The organism is Amycolatopsis sp. La24 (assembly GCF_029087445.1).
GTDB lineage: Bacteria > Actinomycetota > Actinomycetes > Mycobacteriales > Pseudonocardiaceae > Amycolatopsis > Amycolatopsis nivea.
The window spans coordinates 62,289-78,885 of the sequence record NZ_JARACH010000013.1 but is presented as its reverse complement, the minus strand read 5'-3'; the positions used below and the strand labels follow the sequence as shown (position 1 = coordinate 78,885).

Here is a 16,597-nt window from a genome sequence, read left to right as displayed (position 1 = left end):
CATCGGGCAATGAATCGGCCCGTTCCTCCGTCGCTCACGAGTCCCTGACACTCGCTCGGCACCCTCTCCCGCATGACTTTCCTTCGCATGGCCCTCGCCGCATTGGTGCTGGCCACGGTGACCATCGCGGCACCGCAAGCAGGAGCAGAAACCGGGCAGGGCGTCGGCGTCGTCGAGTACAGCCTCGGCGATCAGGCCTTCCACGATCCGACCGTGTCCGTGCCGATGGAGCTGGCCGCCGTCGTGCACTACCCGCGCGATCTCGGCGGACGGCCGCATCCGTTGATCGTCCAGGAGCACGGCAGCTGGTGGAGTTGCGTGGACCCGATCGCGAAGACCCCGGGAGGCGACTGGCCGTGTCCGCCGGGACAGCGGTCGCTGCCGAGTTTCCGCGGCTACGACTACCTCGGCGAGAAGCTGGCCGAGCGAGGCTTCATCGTGGTGTCGATCAGCGCCAACGCCATCAACGCGCATCTGCTCGGCGACGAGGGCTACTACTCGCGCGCGCATCTGGTCAACAAGCATCTGGAGCTGTGGCGCGACCTCGCCCGCGGCGAAGGACCGCTGGCCCGCACGCTCGGCCGGTTCCGCGGGCACGTCGACCTCTCCCGGGTCGGGACGATGGGGCATTCCCGCGGCGGAAAGGGCGTCATGTGGCAGGCCTCCGACAAGCACACGCCCGAATGGCCCGCCGGCGTCCGGATCCGCGCGGTCGTCCCGCTCGCGCCGGTCTATTTCAATTCCACTGAGGACGACAACAGCGACGTGCTGGTCACCCGGGTGCCGTTCAAGGTGGTCGTCGGCACCTGCGACGGCGCGGTCCGCACCGTGGGCCTGCAGTACGTCAAGGACGCCGAAGGGCGCAACCCCGACGTCAGTTCGGTGACGCTGACCGGGGCCAACCACAACTTCTTCAACACCGAATGGTCCCCCGGCAAGATCGGCGGCGAGGACGACGCGCCCGCGGACTGCGTCGGCAAACTGTCTCCGGGACAGCAGCGCGGCGACGCAGTCCGCGAAATCGTGTCGTTCTTCGCCAGCCGCCTGCGGTGATTGACGCGAAACCGGGTTACCGGGCGGTCAGAGCAGGCCAGCCTCGTCCGGCGTGACCTCGCAGGTGCGTTCGCGGCCCAGCGGCGCCGACACCGACGTGACCGTGCCGGTGCCGCAGCCGCGCCAGGCCACGGTGACGCCTTGCGGCTCGTCGCGGCTCGACCCGATCTGTCCCTGCGCCGCGGTTTCGGCGGGACCGACGTGATACGTGCGGATGTCGTCCTGGTCGGTGCCGTCGACCCTGGTGACTTCGTAGGCGAAGATCGCGACGCGCTGTCCGGCGGCCGGGAAATCCGGCGGCCACGGATTGTCGAAGAGTCCGCCGCTCGGGGTGCCGAGGGTTTTCGCGGTGATCTGGTTCATCGTCAGTTCCTTTGAGAGTGGGCTTGAGTGTCGACGCGCAGCGCTTGCATCGCGGTGACCAGTTCGGCCACGTCGCGCGGATCGGTCAGCGACCGGTTGGTGAGTTCCCGGATCCGCCGCAGCCGGTAGCGGACGGTGTTGGCGTGACAGTGCAAGATCTGCCCGGCGCGTTCGGAAGAGCCGCCGCCGGAGAAGTACGCCTCGAGGGTCTCCAGGAGCAGATCTCGTTCGTCGGCGGGCAAATCCAGGACCGGGCCGAAGACCTGGTCGCCGAGCCGCCTGCCCTCGTCGGGGTCGTAGGCGACGAGGGCGGCCAGCGGGCTGGGATCGAACGCGCGGACCTCGACGCGTTCGGGCGGTCCGCTGGCAAGTGCGGTCCGCGCCAGGTGCAGCGCGCGCGGAGTGTCGGCGAGCGATGTGTACAGCGGGCTGACCCCGGTGCGGGTCAGCGCCACCTCATTGAGCACCGCCAGCACCGCGCGGTATTGCTCGTCGCGCAACGAAACCAGCCCGGCTTGCCAGGCCGGAGTGAGCTGCCACGCCGACACGATGCCGAGCTGCCCGAGCCGCCGTTCGATGCCGACCAGGCTCTCCTCGGCCAGCCCGCGCGTCTCGGCCGCGACGACGGCGAGTTTGCCGTCCGGAGGCAGGCCGAGCAGCCGTCCGGCTTCCCACGGCCCGGCGCCGGAGAGACGCTGGCCGGTGAACAACGCCTCGGCCAACGCGGAGCGACGTCGTTGCTGGGCAACGAGAAGCTCCGCGCTCGCCGTCCGGTAAGCCTCGGTCACGTGCACCGCGTGCTCGTCGGTGACCTGCCAGAGCAGGCTGGCCGCGTCGATCAGCACGTCGGTGCTGCCGGTCTCGCGGGCGTGCCCGGCCAGCAGGTCCCACAGCATCGCGGTGCCGATCCGGTACACCTGCAGCACCTCCGGCAGCGGCGCGCCCTGGTGCGCGCGCCTGCTGCCGGTCTCCTGCGGTGCGCCCTGGTCCGGGTCCTCGATCCCGCCGAGCGCGTCGACCAGGAACCGCACGTTGACCGCGACCGAACGGTGCAGGTCCGCGCGCGGCACGATCTTCTCGTCGCGGTAGAGGTCGATCCGCTCGCACACCGTCGCGCAGATGTCCTCGATCAGCCGCGGCAGCCGTTGCCGGACCCACGCGACGAGCTCGCCGGCGGTCATCGGATCACGCCGCTGCCGCGTGGTCCCGGCACGTCACGGTGAGCACGCCGTTGTCGAGGCTGACGTCGATGACCGTGTTGTCGTGCGCTTCGCCGCCGAGCAGCGCGCGCCCGATCCGGGTCTCGACCTCGCGGGCGAGGAACCGGCGCAGCGGCCGGGCGCCGTACACCGGGTCGAAGCCCTGTTCCGCGATGAAACGCAGCGCCTTGTCGGACACCTCCAGGGTCATGTTCTGCTCGGCGAGCCGCTTGCGCAGTTCGCCCAGCATCAGTTCGACAACCCGTTCGATCTCCGGCAGCGTCAGCGGTTTGAAGAGCACGATGTCATCGATGCGGTTGAGGAACTCCGGCCGGAAGTGGCCGCGCAGCGCCGCCATCACCTCGTCGCGCGCGGACTCGGTGATCTCGCCCTCGGCATTCACGCCGTCGAGCAGGAAATGCGCGCCGATGTTGGAGGTCATGATGATCACCGTGTTGCGGAAATCGACCGTGCGGCCCTGCGAATCGGTCAGCCGTCCGTCGTCGAGCACCTGCAGCAGCGTGTTGAACACGTCCGCGTGCGCCTTCTCGATCTCATCGAACAGCACCACCGAATACGGCTTGCGCCGCACGGCTTCGGTGAGCTGGCCGCCCTCGTCGTAGCCGACATACCCGGGCGGCGCGCCGACGAGCCGCGAGACCGTGTGCCGTTCCTGGTACTCGCTCATGTCGATCCGGACGATGTTGTCCTCGGTGTCGAACAGATCCGCGGCGAGCGCCTTCGCCAGTTCGGTCTTGCCGACGCCGGTGGGGCCCAGGAACAGGAACGACCCGATCGGACGGCGCGGGTCCTTGATCCGCGACCGTGCCCGGATGATCGCGTCCGCGACCAGCTGCACCGCCTCGTCCTGCCCGATCACGCGCTCGTGCAGCAGTTCGTCCAGGCGCAGCAGCTTCTCCCGCTCGCCCTCCTGCAGCCGGCTGACCGGAATGCCGGTCCACCGCGACACGACCGCCGCGATCTCCTCCTCCGTCACGACCTCGCGCAGCAACCGGGTGCCCGCCTGCCGCGTGGCGAGCAGTTCTTCCTCGCCCACCAGGCGACGCTCCAGCTCGGGAAGCTTGCCGTGGCGCAGTTCGGCGGCCTTGTTCAGGTCGTAGGCCCGCTCGGCCGCGTCGGCGTCCCGGCTGACCTGCTCGATCTCCTCCCGCAGCGCCTGCACCTTGTGCAGCGCGGAGCGTTCCGCCTCCCACTGCGTCCGCATCCCGCCCGCCTCGGCGCGCAGATCGACCAGTTCGCGACGCAGTTCTTCCAGCCGGGCATGACTCGCCGCGTCGGTTTCCTTGGCCAGCGCGGCTTCCTCGATCTCGGTGCGGGTCAGCCGCCGGCTCAGCTCGTCCAGTTCGGCGGGCATCGAGTCGATCTCCGTGCGCAGCATCGCGCACGCCTCGTCCACCAGGTCGATCGCCTTGTCCGGCAGGAACCGGTCCGAGATGTAGCGATGGCTCAGCACGACCGCGGCGACCAGCGCGCTGTCCTGGATCTTCACGCCGTGGAACACCTCCAGCCGCTCGCGCAGCCCGCGCATGATCGAGATCGCGTCCTCGACCGACGGCTCGTCCACCAGCACCGGCTGGAACCGTCGTTCGAGCGCTGCGTCCTTCTCGATGTACTTGCGGTACTCGTCCGCCGTCGTCGCACCGATCAGGTGCAGTTCGCCGCGCGCGAGCATGGGTTTGAGCATGTTGCCCGCGTCCATCGCGCCCTCGGTGGCACCCGCGCCGACGACGGTGTGCAGTTCGTCAACGAACAACAGGATCCGACCCTCGGCCGCGGTCACCTCGCTGAGCACCGCCTTCAGCCGCTCCTCGAACTCGCCCCGGTACTTCGCGCCCGCGACGAGCGCACCGAGGTCGAGAGAGAACACCGTCTTGCCTTTGAGGCCTTCCGGCACGTCGCCGCGGTCGATGCGCTGCGCGAGCCCTTCGACGATCGCGGTCTTGCCGACGCCCGGATCGCCGGTGAGCACCGGGTTGTTCTTCGTCTTGCGCGACAGGATCTGGATCACCCGGCGGATCTCCGCGTCGCGCCCGATGACCGGGTCCAGCTTGCCCGCCGCCGCGTCGGCGACGAGGTCGCGGCCGTACTTTTCCAAGGCCTCGTAAGCGGATTCCGGCGTCGCCGAGGTGACCCGCTGGTTGCCGCGCACCTTCCGCAGCACCTCCAGGAACTTGTCCCGGGTCAGGCCCGCGCCGCGCAACAGCCGTCCGGCCGCGCTCGAACTCCCCTCCTCCAGCAACGCCGCGACGAGGTGTTCGACGGACACGTAATCGTCCTTCAACCGCCCCGCTTCGCGATCGGCCGCGTCGAGCACGCGGGCCAGCCGGGCGGTCACGCGCGTTTCGCCGGGCGCGACGCCGGGGCCGCTCACCTTGGGACGGCGGCCGAGTTCCGCTTCCAGCTCTTGCCTGAGCCGCGCCGGGTCCGCGCCCGCCTCTTCGAGGAGCCGGGACGCGAGCCCGTCGGGCTGGTCGAGCAGCGCGAGCAGCAGGTGTTCGCCGTCGACCTCCGGCTGGCCGTACTTCAGCGCGGCGGTCTGGGCGGCGTGCAGCGCTTCCTGGGATTTCTGCGTGAGCCGGTTGGGATCCATGGTCAGTCTCCGCTGCGTCGGGGTCGGGTACGGAGGTCCGCTTCGAGGTCCGCGATGCGGTCGAGCAGATCGGCGACCAGGCCGACCGCGGCGTAGTTCAGCGAGAACCCGGCGCGCAGCCGCTGGATCCGGGCCGCCGCGGACACCTGCGCGACCGGGAACCACCATTCGCCGCGCGCGTCCTCGACCGGTTCCAGCAGACCGAGCACGGTGAACCGGCGGACCAGCTCCGGATGCAGGCCGGTCGCGTGGGCGAACGTCGGCAGGTCCAGATGCGCCGCGCCGGGGCTGCGGCGCACGAGCGCGTAGGTCATCCCGGCCTCCTCGGGTTGTCGTCGGTGGCCGCGGCCAGCTCCTCGTAGAGCTTCCGCTGCTCGTCGGTCAGGTGCTGAGGGACGACGATCTTGACCGCGGCGTACAGATCGCCGGGGTTGCCGCGGTTGTTCGGGATGCCGCGGCCGCGCAACCGCAGCTTTCGTCCGCTGGACGTTCCCGCCGCGATCTTCAGTTTCGCTTCGCCGCCGCCGGGAAGGTCCATGGCGACGGTCGCGCCCAGCGCTGCTTCCGAAGGCAGCAAAGGAAGATCGACGGTCACGTCCCGGCCTTCTACCCGGTAGCGCTTGTCGTGCACCAGATGCACCACCAGGTACAGGTCGCCGCGCGGCGCGCCTTCCCCGCTGCCGTAGCCGCCCTGCCCGGCCAGCCGGATGCGTTTGCCGTCGGTCACTCCGGCCGGGATGTTGACGTCGACCGTGCGCGAACCCTCCGGACCGTCGAGGGTGAACGACCGCCGTCCGCCGTGGAAGGCCTCCTCCAGGCGGATCTCGACGCCAGCTTCCTGGTCGGCGCCGGGGATCGGGCCGCGCTGACGGCCTTGGAAGCCGCCGAACATGCCGCCGAAGAGGTCCTCGAAGTTGACTCCTTCGGCGCTCTGGAAACCGCTGCTCTGGAAGCCGCCTTGGAAACCGCCGCCTGCCTTGGCGCGGGCGTAGGTGTCCGGGTCCATGTCCGGGGGAACCTGCCGGAAGTCCTTGCCGAACGCGTCGTAACGCTTGCGCTTCTCCGGTTCGGAAAGCACGTCGTACGCTTCGGAGACGGCTTTGAACTTCTCCTCCGCCCCGGGGTCCTTGTTGACGTCCGGGTGGTACTTGCGGGCGAGTTTGCGGTACGCCTCTGGATTTCATCTTGGCTGGCTGTCCGGGAAACGCCGAGCAGTTCGTAGAAGTCCTCGCTGTCGCTCATCAATCCGCCTTCGCGACCACGACCGCCGCGGGCCGCAACTGATTCTCGGCGCCGCCGTAGCCGGGGCGCACGACCTGGACCACCGTGCCCGGCTCGACGCCCACCGCCGGAACGACCGACACCGCCTCGTGCACCTGCGGGTCGAACGGTTCCCCCTGGGTGTCCGCGTGCCGCGGGAACCCGAGGTTGGACATCGCCAGGTCAGCCTGCGCCCGCACCGCTTCCACCCCGGCAACGATGGTCGCGGGGTCCGCCTCGGCGTGCTCGATGGCCAGGTCCAAGTTGTCCAGCACGGTCAGGAGTTCTTTGGCCGCCCGCTTGCGTTCCTGCTGCCGCACCTGCACGGTGTCCCGGACGGTGCGCTTGCGGAGGTTGTCCAGATCCGCCAGCGCCGTGCGCCAGTTGTTCTCCAACTCGGCGACTCTGGCCTGGAGTTCGGTGCTGTTTTCCGCTTCCGCGGCGTCTTGCTTCTGGTTCTCCATGGCGGTCAGGAGGTGGTGAATTCGGCGTCGACCACGTCGTCGCCGTCGTCTGGGGATTGCGCACCGGGCGCGTCGCCCGCGGTGGACGCGACCGCGGACAGACCGTGGAACAACTGCTGGAGTTCCGAGGTCATCGACCGCAACTTCGCCAGGCTCGGCTCGTCCTGCTTGAGGAGGTCCCGGGCGTCCACGGCAAGGTTCTCCGCGCGAGCCTTCTCGTTGACCGGCACCGCGTCGCCCAGCTCGGAGACACTTTTCTCCACCTGGTACACGGCGCTGTCGAGGGTGTTTCGCGCGTCGACGATCTCGCGCAGCTTGGCGTCCTCGGCCCGGTGCGCTTCGGCGTCGGCGACCATGCGGTCGACGTCCGCGGAGTCCAAATTGGAGCTTTCGGAGATGGTGATGGTTTGTTCCCGGCCGGAATTGGTGTCCTTGGCCGAGACGTTGAGGATGCCGTTGGCGTCGATGTCGTAGGTGACCTCGATCTGCGGCACGCCGCGCGGGGCGGGCGGGATGTTCTCGAGCCGGAACCGGCCGAGCACCCGGTTGTCCGCCGCCTTCTCGCGTTCGCCCTGCAGGACCACGATGTCCACTGCGGACTGATTGTCCTCGGCGGTGGAGAAGGTTTCCTTGCGCCGGGCCGGGATCGTGGTGTTGCGGTCGATGACCTTGGTCATCACGCCGCCCATCGTCTCGATGCCCAGGGAAAGCGGGGTGACGTCCAGGAGCAGGACGTCCTTGGCCTCGCCCTTGATGATGGCCGCCTGGACCGCCGCGCCGAGGGCGACGACCTCGTCCGGATTGACCGTCATGTTCGGGTCTTTGCCGCCGGTCATGCGCCGCACCAGCGCCTGCACCGCCGGGATGCGCGTCGAACCACCGACGAGGATCACCTCGTCGATGTCGTTCGCGGTGAGCTTCGCGTCGGCCAGCGCCCGCTCCACCGGCACCTTGCAGCGCTCGACGAGGTCGGAGGTGATCTGGTCGAAAGTGGAGCGCATCAACGTCGTGTTCAGGTGTTTCGGCCCCGAGGCGTCCGCGGTGATGAACGGGAGGTTGATCGTGGTCTGCGTGACCGAGGACAGCTCTTCCTTCGCCTTGGACGCGGCCTCGAACAACCGTTGCAGCGCTTGCGGATCCGCCCGCAGGTCGATGCCGTTCTCCTGCTCGAACTGATCCGCGAGATGGTCGACGACCCGGCGGTCGAAGTCGTCGCCGCCCAGATGCGTGTCGCCCGCGGTCGAGCGCACTTCCACGACGCCGTCGCCGATGTCCAGCACGCTGACGTCGAACGTGCCGCCGCCGAGGTCGAACACCAGCACCGTCTCGTGCTGCTTCTTGTCGAGCCCGTAAGCCAGCGCCGCCGCGGTCGGCTCGTTGATGATCCGCAACACCTCGAGCCCCGCGATCCGGCCCGCGTCCTTCGTCGCCTGCCGCTGCGCGTCGTTGAAGTACGCCGGCACCGTGATGACCGCCTCGGTGACCTTCTCGCCCAGGAACTTCGACGCGTCGTCCACCAGCTTGCGCAACACGAGCGCCGAAACCTCCTCCGGCGCGTATTTCTTGCCGTGCACGTCGAACCGCACCGCGTCGTCCGGCCCCGGCACGACGTCGTAGGACACCCCGTCGATCTCACTGGCCACTTCGTCGAACCGGCGGCCGATGAACCGCTTCGCCGACGAGATCGTGCCCTTCGGATTCATGATCGCCTGCCGCCGCGCGAGCTGCCCGACCAGCCGCTCGCCCGAATCGGTGTACGCGACCACCGACGGGGTCGTCCGAGCCCCGTCCGCATTGGCGATCACCGCGGGCTGACCGCCCTCCAGCACCGCGATGACCGAGTTGGTCGTCCCCAGGTCGATGCCCACCGCTTTCGCCACGACGCCGTTCCTTTCCGGGATTTTCTTCTCCTGCCCGGATACCTCCGGACAGGGCGAGTCCGAGGTCTGGTGTACTGGAGAAGGAAAGGGGGCGTCAACACGGGATGATCTTTACCGGCGCGTTTTCCAGGGGAATTGTCTTGCGATTGTGGGGCGCGCCAAAGAAGATTGTTCCGCGACACAAAGGGTCGACCGGGGAAGCCGCGCTACCCAGCGGGGAGCTCCAGCCCCACGTCCCGCGCCAGCGTCCGAGCAGCCTGGTTGCGGGCCAGCGAGGGGTACTCGGCCAGCACCCGGCGCAGTTCTCCCGTGATGAAGCCGGTCCCAGCGGCCACGAATTCGTCGGCGGAGCAATGCACTACGGCATCCAGATAGGTCGGAGTGACCCGGAGGGAACCTCGATCGAAGTCGAAGACGATGAGTTCGGCGTTCTCCGTGAAGTCGATCGTCCAGGTTCCGCTTCCTGTCCGGGCGACGGCCATCACGTTACGCACGCAGAACATGGCGTCGAACAGCGGCACCCAGCCCCACGGAGGCCCGATCCCGATTCCGGCATGGGAGATCGAAAGCTGGCCGAGGAAGAAATACCACTGCAAATCGTGTTGGGAAATGGCAGCCAAGCCGTCAGCATGGGCATGTTCTCGCCCAGCAGGCGTGTAGACGGGACTCGGCGAGAAAGAAATTTCCACAAGCCACTCTCCTAGCGCCGACCAGGCAGCAAAGCGCGGGTCAACTGTGCAAGCAGGGCACTGGTATCAGCGGCAAAAACGACAGCCGTGTTCGCCCCGGGCGTAGCCTCCCCAGCTCGAGTCTGCCCACGCCGCTCCCCGACGTCGACGGTGACCGACGCGTGGCGGAACCTGGCGATCGACGGGTCGTGCAGGATCGCGGCGGCCAAGGGGTCATGCAGCGGAAAAGCCGGTAACTTTCCCGGCATGGCAAGGAGCATCGCCGCCATCCGCCCCCACAGCCGGTCCTGATCGGCAGCGAGGAGTTCGAGCCATAGCCGGGTGACGGTGGCTTTGCGGGTCACATCGAGAGGGACCAGCGTCAGGTCGAACCCAGCCGCCACGACCTGGGCCGCTGCCTCCGGATCGTGCCACACATTGCTTTCCGCGCAGTCGCTGATGTTGCCCGTCACCTCGAATGCGCCAGCCATCGACACCACGCGACGGACCAGCCGGGGCAACTCCGGTTCAGCCTGGAGAGCGAGCGCGACATTGGTGAGCGGGCCGAGTGTCAGAAGATCTGCCCGGCGGGGGCTCTCCCGGGCAAGACGCACTAGTTGCTCGGCGGCGGTTTCCTCCCGTACGGGCGTCCGCTTCGGCGAACCCGCCGCCTTGCCCAGCAGGTCTTCGGGGTGGGCGAGATGCAGAGGACGGGCAAGCGGATCAGAAGCTCCTACCGCGACCGGTGTCGAGTGATCCCCCGCGATCTCGAGCGCTCGCAAGCCATTGTCGGCCGCAGCCGCCGCCGACACGTTGCCGTGCACTGAACCCACGCCGACGATCTCGACCCCGGGCGCGCGGGCCAGGAGAACGAGAGCAAGCGCGTCGTCGACACCGCCGTCCTGGTCGACAATGACGGTGGTCGTGGTCGCCATAAGACATCTTCTCCGGAGACTGGCGAACAGCGCAAACTTCGCCGTCAACCGAACCGGAGAACAACACGTCAAACGCGGCCACTGCCAGCCTCGGCAGTGACCGCGTTCGTCGGAGAAATCAGATACCCATGCTCGCACCAAGGCTGTCCAGCGCCTTGGTGACCATGCCCTGGGCGGTCGCGTTCAGGTTGGAGTTGGTGCCGTTCACGACCCAGTCCGAACCGGAGAAGATCACCACGGTCACGCCGTTGTCGACGCCGCCGTCAGTGCCGCTGCTGTTCATTCCCAGCAGCGAAGCCGCCTTCACCGACGCCTCGCCCAATTCGCGCGAGTCGTTGTCCGACGTGTCCTGGTCGTTGGCGGTCTGCGTGTCGCCGAAGATCGCGCCGATCACCTTGCTCTTGTAGAACATCAACGCGAACTGACGGCCCTTGATGCCGTGTTCCTTGTAGAAGAAATGCGGGCAGGGGCTCTTCTTGTCGTAGCAGTCGTCGCCGAGGACGTAGAACGGCACGTGGTGCGCGCCGAGCGACTTTCCGTTGCTGTCCTTGAAAGTCGTCGTGCCCTGATGGTCGGGATCGGGGTCGGGGTCGCTGCCGTCGGTGTCGACGGCCAGTCCGGAACCGTAGGCGTAGACGCCCTTTGCCACCTGGTAGACGTTGACGTTCTTGGCCCGCGTCATGGTGTTGATGTGCGGTTTGGAGTTGACCTTGTTCGCGTCCGTGCTGTTCTTCTTGACGCCGGCCAGCACCTGCGCGGCCGTATAGGACTTGGCGGTGGCGTCGGCGGTTTCCGCGTGCGCGGAGTTGACCGCGAGCGGCACGGCGAGCGCCAGGGCGGCGCCGACCACAGCGAAACGCCTACGGGAGGATGACATGACCGGGCGACCTCCAGCCTTCATTAGGAAAACTTCCTAACATAGTGAACCACCCGTGACCGGCCCGTGTCACGAGGTGATTCCCAGAAAGTGCCGCTGACCGGAACTCGGCCGCCCAGCCGCGCCCCACGGACCCGGACTGTACGTGAGGGGAACCCTGAGGGAATCTGATTCCCTCAGGGTTCCCCTCACGACCGACAGCGGCCTAGGACGCGCAGTAGGCCTTCAGCGCCGCGTTGCCGAGCGTGGTCTGTCCCCGGGTCGCGGCTCCGGCCAGATGGTTCTCATTGGCCGCCACCAGCACCTGCTTGCTGCCGTCGTCGCTGGTCAGCCACGTGTTGAAGTAGCCGAGCACCCCGCCGCTGTGATTCCACGCCATTCCGCAGGCCGTCGGCGAAAGGCCGATCCCCAGCCCGTACTGGTTGCCCGCGTTGTCGATCGGCACCGTCGTCTTCAGCTCGGCCTGCTGCTGCGGCGGCAGGAGCTTTCCGCTCAACAGCGCGCGTTCGAACGTCGCCAGATCGTCCTCTGTGGACACAATGGCGCCCGCGGTCCCGAAGGCCTGCACATTCGACACGGTGAAGTCGTTGTAGAACACGCCGAACGAGATGTAGTAGCCGTTCAGGTAATTGCCGCTCAACCCCGGGTCGGCGGTCGGGAACGAGGTGTTGCTCAACCCGAGCGGCTCGAAAATGCGCCGCTGCATCTCGACGGCCGGTTCGTTTCCGGTCACCGCCTTGATCACCATGCCGGCGAGGATGTAGTTGGTGTTCGAGTAGTGGAACGACGTGCCCAGCGACGGATGCGACGTCGCGATGTCCACCAGCGTCTGCGGCGGCCACGCCTGGCGCGGGTTGGTGTTCGCGACGTAGGAGTTGATGAACCGCGAATCGCCCGTGTAGTCCGGCAATCCGGAGGTTTGGTGCAGCACCTGCCGGACGGTGATCTTCGTGCCGTCGTTCCCGTTGGCGTTCACCGCGCCGGGCAGCCAGCGGGCGATGGTGTCGTCGAGGGAGAGCTTGCCTTCGGCTTCCAGTTGCAGCAGCACCGCGGCGGTGAACGCCTTGGTGTCGCTGCCAATCCGGAACCGCGCTTTCGGGTCCGCCGGGGTCTTGGTGTTGAGGTTTCCGTATCCGGCGTGGATGTACTGCGTGCTTTCGCCGTTGCGGACCAGCCCGATCACCCCGGGGTATCCCGCGCTGACGCCGGCCTGGGCGCCCGCTTGGAGGATGTCGGCGGGAGTTTCCGCCGAAGCCGGGCTGGCGAGGCCGATCAAGGCGGCCGCGACCGCCACGGCACCGAAAGCTTTGCGTCTCATCGCACTCCTCAAGTTCGACAGCCGCCGGGTTTCCGGCGAGAGGCGTGCGCACCGTATTCGCTCTCGATCAAACCTCGATGAATCCTCAGAGCTTGGCCGCGTCCACGATCGCCTGCGCGAACGGCTTTGGCGCCTCCTGCGGCACGTTGTGCCCGATGCCGTCGAGGATCCGGTGCTCGTATTTTCCGGTGAACTTGGCGCGGTAGCCCTTGCCGTCCTTGGCCGCGCCGTCGAAGTCGCTGGCCAGGGTGATCGCCGGGACGCCGATGGTCGCGCCCGCGGCGAGTTTCTGCTCGTCCGCGTCGTAGCGCGGTTCGCCGGGGGCGAGGCTGAGCCGCCAGCGGTAGTTGTGGATGACGATCGCGACGTGGTCGGGGTTGTCGAACGCCGCGGCGCTGCGGTTGTACGTCGCGTCGTCGAAATGCCAGGTCGGCGAGGCCGTCTTCCAGATCAGCTTGTTGAAATCGTGCCGGTTCGCCGCGTAGCCCGCGCGGCCGCGCTCGGTCGCGAAGTAATACTGGTACCACCAGCCCAGTTCGGCGGCCGGGGGCAGCGGCTGCAGGTTCGCCTTGAGGTTGGCGACGATGTACCCGCTGACCGGGACGACGGCCTGGCACCGCTCGGGCCACAGCGCGGCGATCACCGCGGCGGTCCGGGAACCCCAGTCGTATCCGCCGAGGATCGCTTTGTCGATTTTCAACGTGTCCATCAGCGCGACGACGTCGAGGGCGATGGCCGTCTGCTGCCCGTTGCGGACCGTGTCCGCGGACTTGAAGACCGTCGGGCCGAACCCGCGCAGGAACGGGACGATCACCCGGAACCCTTGCGCGGCAAGCAAGGGCGCGACGTCGGCGTAGCTGTACGGGTCGTACGGCCAGCCGTGCAGCAGGATCACCGGTTTGCCGCCTGCCGGGCCGAATTCGGCGTACGCCATGCTCACGACTCCGGCGTCGGCGTGCTTGATCGTGCCCAGCGAGGTGTGCTCGCCCGAACCCGCCCGCAGGTCGGGAGCCACAGTCTGCGAAGCGGCGGGCGACGAGCAGGCGGCGAGCGAGGTCGCCGCCACACCGGCCGCGAACATCTGGGTGAATCGTCTCCTGCTGATCATCTGAACTCCTGTGCGCAAGACCGTGGGACGGCCTCGACGCTAGGGAGTCCGGCCGCCCGCCCGCGCCCGTCGGATGACGCAACCGGCGTAAGTCAGTCGCCGAGCGCCCGCACCGCGTCGGCCAGTTCGGCGCGGGAGCTCACGCCGAGCTTCGGGAAGATCCGGTGCAGGTGGGTCCCGACGGTCCGGTGCGAAAGATAGAGCCGCTGCCCGATCTCCCGGTTCGTCAGGCCCTCGGCGGCCAGCTGCGCGATGCTCAGCTCGTGGGGCGTGAGCTTGTCGCGGGCGTCCGGGCTCCGGTTCGGGCTCGACTCCCCCGCGCTGCGCAACTCGCGCCGCGCCCGCTCGGCCCACGCCGTCAGGCCGAGCGCGTCGAAAGTCTCCCGCGCGGTACGCAGGTGCGCGCGCGATTCGACGACCCGGCGCTGCCGCCGCAACCACTCGCCGAACGCCAGGTGGATCCGTCCGCGTTCGGCAGGCCATCCGCTCAAGTCCGCCTGCAAAGCCGCCGTGAACAGGTCTTCGGCGGTTTCCTTCGGAGCGAGCACCGCCCGCGCGTACCGCAGCCCGATGTGCAGCGCCGGTGCCTCGGACGCGGCTCCCAACGGCTCCAGCTCGGCCAGGATTTCCCGCATCGCATCGGTTTGCCCGGCCCGGACGGCGGCTTCGGTCAGCTCCGCGACGCAGTACGCGCGCAGGGCCAGCTGATACGCCGGATCCGCGGGGTCGAGCAACCGGCGCAAGTCGGCGAACGCGTCCTCGTACCGGCCTTCGCTCAACGCCACGAGCCCGCGCGCGAGCTGGACTGTGGCCAGCACCGGACGCGCACCAGCGGCGAGCCCGGCGCGTTCGGCCTCGTCGGCGAGGGCGTTGGCCTGCTTGTGGTCCCCGCGAAGCGCAGCGATCTCGGCCTGGACCGCCAACGCCAGCCCGCCCATGAACGGCTGCCCGGTCTCCTGCGCGAGCCGGACCGCCTCGGCGGCAGACGGTGCCGCGCCAGCCAGATCGCCGAGCCGGACCCGGCTCCACGCCTGGACGGCCAACGCCCGCGGCAACAACCCGAGCCTGCCTTGCGCGCGCAGGCCCGGCACCGCGGCCGTCGAGAAGCGGGCGGCCAGGTCGAAGGCGCCTACCTGCAAGGACGCGCTGCCCAGGTAGCGGTCGGTTTCCGGATCGGACCCGGTCGCGCCCGCGAGCACCCGAAGCTGCGCCAGGACCGCGGTGCCACGCTCGAACGGCGCGACGTACGCGGCGACCGCGATCAGGCGCGGGTCATCGTCCGGGAGCGGCAGCTCGGCAGCGATGTCCAGCAGCGTCCGGCGGGCTGTCGCGCCGGGTTCAGCCCAGAAACACCGCATCGCCGCGCCCCACAGGATCCGCATCGCGGCGTCGTCCTGTCCGTCGGCGGCGACGGATTCGGCGAGCGCCGCCAACTCCCCGATCCGTGCGGGATCCTCGCGGACGCCGTCCTCGAAACCGCTGAGCAACTGGCTCGCGGTGGCCTTCCGGCGCGCGGAGAGCGATCCGTTCCGGGCTTCGCGCACCAGCCGTTCGGCGGTCTCGCGGCGACCGGATTCGACCGCCAGCTCGGCGGCCCGCAGCAACCGATCCGCCCGGGCGTCCGGGTTTTCGCTGAGCTGCGCCGCCTGCTCGAGTGCCGCGATCGCCGCCGCGGCCCCGCCTCGCCGCCGCGCTCGGTCGGCGGCCGATTCCAAGGCCGCGGCCACGGTTTCGTCCGGACCGGCGGCGGCCCGGGCTTGGTGCCAGGCGCGCCGATCCGGCTGTTCGCGCACCGTCTCGGCCAGCGCGAGCTGCGCCCGCCGCCGGTCGCTGAGCGTTGCCGCGGCGGGAATGGCCGACCGCATCAGCGGATGCCGGAAGGTCAGGCACCCGACCGCGAACTCGACCAGCCGGGCGTCGACAGCGGGGCTCAGCACCTCGGGTTCCGCCGGCGTGCCGAGCAGAACTCCTGTCGCGGCAAGGGTTTCCGCGATCGACCCGGTCTCGTTGAGCGCCGCGACCAGCAGTGCGGCGCGGGTGGCTTCCGGCAGCGTCGCGACCCGGGAGGCGAACGTCCGCTCGAGCCGTTCGGTCAGCGGCAGGACCGGATCGAGCACGTCGAGGTCGGCCACCGCGGCCGGAAGCTCGGTGAGCGCGAGCGGATGACCCGCGGATTCGGCGAGCAGCCGGGTACGGACCATCGGGTCGAGCCTCGGCGCGACCGAGTCCAGCAGCTCCGCGGCGGCGTCGTCGGAGAGGCGGTCGAGCGGCATCAGGCAGAGCCCGGCGTCCGCCAGCGGACCGGATCCGTCGCGGAGCGTCGCGAGCAGGGCGACCGGCTCGGTCTCGATCCGCCGGGCGACGAACGCCAGGACGTCCACGCTGGCGCGATCGAGCCAGTGGACGTCCTCGGCGACGACCAGCACCGGCTTCGCGGCGGCGGTGTCGGCCAGCAGCGTCAGCGCGGCGAGTCCGACCAGATACGCGCTGGGTTCCGGTCCGTCCGCGAGCCCGAGCGCGGTCTCCAACGCCGTCCGCTGCGGCGCGGGCAACCCGGCCACACCTGCGCGAATGGGGTGCAGGAGCTGGTGCAGCCCGGCGTACGCGAGGTCCTGTTCTGCCTCGGCGCCGGTCGTCCGCAGCACCCGCATGCCCGCGACCGACGCAGCCGCGGCCGCCGCGCCGACGAGCGCGGACTTCCCGATGCCGGCCTCGCCCCGGACGAGGACGCCGACGCGTCCTTCCGGGCCGTCCACCAGCTCGGTCAGCTCCTTGAGCTCGGCGTCCCGTCCGCGCAGCGTCATGATCCCTGACGATACCGGGCGACGACGTACGTCAACGGCGTCGTCCGACGGGCGCGA

14 protein-coding genes are annotated in these 16,597 nt (G+C 69.0%); 1 reads left to right on the top strand and 13 read right to left on the bottom strand.

The annotated features are described in order from the left end of the window. Positions 1–72 precede the first annotated feature (72 nt). Positions 73–1,053, top strand: a complete 981-nt coding sequence (locus PUT80_RS15545; RefSeq protein ID WP_275292415.1) for a hypothetical protein — start codon at positions 73–75, stop codon at positions 1,051–1,053. A gap of 27 nt (positions 1,054–1,080) precedes the next feature. On the opposite strand, the gene PUT80_RS15540 is transcribed toward PUT80_RS15545, so the two are convergent. From PUT80_RS15540 to PUT80_RS15480, 13 genes are all read right to left on the bottom strand, one after another. Then, positions 1,081–1,416, bottom strand: a complete 336-nt coding sequence (locus PUT80_RS15540) for a hypothetical protein (protein WP_134669507.1) — start codon at positions 1,414–1,416, stop codon at positions 1,081–1,083. 2 nt (positions 1,417–1,418) lie between these two features. Then, positions 1,419–2,597, bottom strand: coding sequence for a helix-turn-helix domain-containing protein (locus PUT80_RS15535; protein WP_134669509.1), 1,179 nt, complete (start codon positions 2,595–2,597; stop codon positions 1,419–1,421). A 4-nt stretch (positions 2,598–2,601) separates the two neighbouring features. Continuing rightward, a complete protein-coding gene (gene clpB / locus PUT80_RS15530; protein ID WP_275292411.1) occupies positions 2,602–5,226 on the bottom strand; it encodes an ATP-dependent chaperone ClpB in 2,625 nt (874 codons plus the stop codon). A gap of 2 nt (positions 5,227–5,228) precedes the next feature. Beyond that, entirely contained in the window at positions 5,229–5,540 is a 312-nt protein-coding gene (locus PUT80_RS15525; protein WP_205670298.1) for a chaperone modulator CbpM, read from the bottom strand. Then, on the bottom strand, positions 5,537–6,304 hold the full coding sequence (locus PUT80_RS15520; RefSeq protein ID WP_343076886.1) for a DnaJ C-terminal domain-containing protein: 768 nt from the start codon (positions 6,302–6,304) through the stop codon (positions 5,537–5,539). The genes PUT80_RS15525 and PUT80_RS15520 overlap by 4 nt, the downstream gene beginning before the upstream one ends. 163 nt (positions 6,305–6,467) lie before the next feature. Further along, positions 6,468–6,950: a nucleotide exchange factor GrpE gene (locus tag PUT80_RS15515; protein WP_275292408.1), complete on the bottom strand. Its 483-nt coding sequence runs from the start codon at positions 6,948–6,950 to the stop codon at positions 6,468–6,470. 5 nt (positions 6,951–6,955) lie between these two features. Next, the gene (gene dnaK / locus PUT80_RS15510; RefSeq protein ID WP_275292406.1) at positions 6,956–8,830 is read right to left on the bottom strand and encodes a molecular chaperone DnaK; all 1,875 of its coding nucleotides are present in this window, start codon (positions 8,828–8,830) and stop codon (positions 6,956–6,958) included. A 206-nt stretch (positions 8,831–9,036) separates the two neighbouring features. Then, positions 9,037–9,519, bottom strand: coding sequence for a hypothetical protein (locus tag PUT80_RS15505; protein WP_275292404.1), 483 nt, complete (start codon positions 9,517–9,519; stop codon positions 9,037–9,039). Positions 9,520–9,530: 11 nt separating this feature from the next. Further along, positions 9,531–10,433 carry a nucleoside hydrolase gene (locus PUT80_RS15500; RefSeq protein WP_275292402.1) on the bottom strand — a complete coding sequence of 301 codons (903 nt, stop codon included), beginning with the start codon at positions 10,431–10,433 and terminating at the stop codon, positions 9,531–9,533. Positions 10,434–10,551: 118 nt separating this feature from the next. Then, positions 10,552–11,310 carry a glycoside hydrolase family 75 protein gene (locus tag PUT80_RS15495; protein ID WP_238604768.1) on the bottom strand — a complete coding sequence of 253 codons (759 nt, stop codon included), beginning with the start codon at positions 11,308–11,310 and terminating at the stop codon, positions 10,552–10,554. 205 nt (positions 11,311–11,515) lie between these two features. Then, positions 11,516–12,628 (bottom strand): serine hydrolase domain-containing protein, encoded by a 1,113-nt coding sequence (locus PUT80_RS15490; protein ID WP_275292400.1) that lies wholly within the window; start codon positions 12,626–12,628, stop codon positions 11,516–11,518. A gap of 85 nt (positions 12,629–12,713) precedes the next feature. Then, positions 12,714–13,736 (bottom strand): alpha/beta hydrolase, encoded by a 1,023-nt coding sequence (locus PUT80_RS15485; RefSeq protein ID WP_275292398.1) that lies wholly within the window; start codon positions 13,734–13,736, stop codon positions 12,714–12,716. Positions 13,737–13,828: 92 nt separating this feature from the next. Beyond that, complete coding sequence (locus tag PUT80_RS15480; protein WP_275292396.1) at positions 13,829–16,540, bottom strand: LuxR family transcriptional regulator; 2,712 nt, start codon at positions 16,538–16,540, stop codon at positions 13,829–13,831. Between the last annotated feature and the right edge of the window lie 57 nt (positions 16,541–16,597).

Bases quoted from the DNA above. Each gene is read 5' to 3' on its own strand.
- PUT80_RS15535 (WP_134669509.1), bottom strand. From the start codon at position 2,597: ATGACCGCCGGCGAGCTCGTCGCGTGGGTCCGGCAACGGCTGCCGCGG.
- PUT80_RS15525 (WP_205670298.1), bottom strand. From the start codon at position 5,540: ATGACCTACGCGCTCGTGCGCCGCAGCCCCGGCGCGGCGCATCTGGAC.
- PUT80_RS15480 (WP_275292396.1), bottom strand. From the start codon at position 16,540: ATGACGCTGCGCGGACGGGACGCCGAGCTCAAGGAGCTGACCGAGCTG.
- PUT80_RS15495 (WP_238604768.1), bottom strand. From the start codon at position 11,310: ATGTCATCCTCCCGTAGGCGTTTCGCTGTGGTCGGCGCCGCCCTGGCG.
- PUT80_RS15490 (WP_275292400.1), bottom strand. From the start codon at position 12,628: ATGAGACGCAAAGCTTTCGGTGCCGTGGCGGTCGCGGCCGCCTTGATC.
- PUT80_RS15540 (WP_134669507.1), bottom strand. From the start codon at position 1,416: ATGAACCAGATCACCGCGAAAACCCTCGGCACCCCGAGCGGCGGACTC.
- clpB (WP_275292411.1), bottom strand. From the start codon at position 5,226: ATGGATCCCAACCGGCTCACGCAGAAATCCCAGGAAGCGCTGCACGCC.
- PUT80_RS15500 (WP_275292402.1), bottom strand. From the start codon at position 10,433: ATGGCGACCACGACCACCGTCATTGTCGACCAGGACGGCGGTGTCGAC.
- PUT80_RS15485 (WP_275292398.1), bottom strand. From the start codon at position 13,736: ATGATCAGCAGGAGACGATTCACCCAGATGTTCGCGGCCGGTGTGGCG.
- PUT80_RS15545 (WP_275292415.1), top strand. From the start codon at position 73: ATGACTTTCCTTCGCATGGCCCTCGCCGCATTGGTGCTGGCCACGGTG.
- PUT80_RS15515 (WP_275292408.1), bottom strand. From the start codon at position 6,950: ATGGAGAACCAGAAGCAAGACGCCGCGGAAGCGGAAAACAGCACCGAA.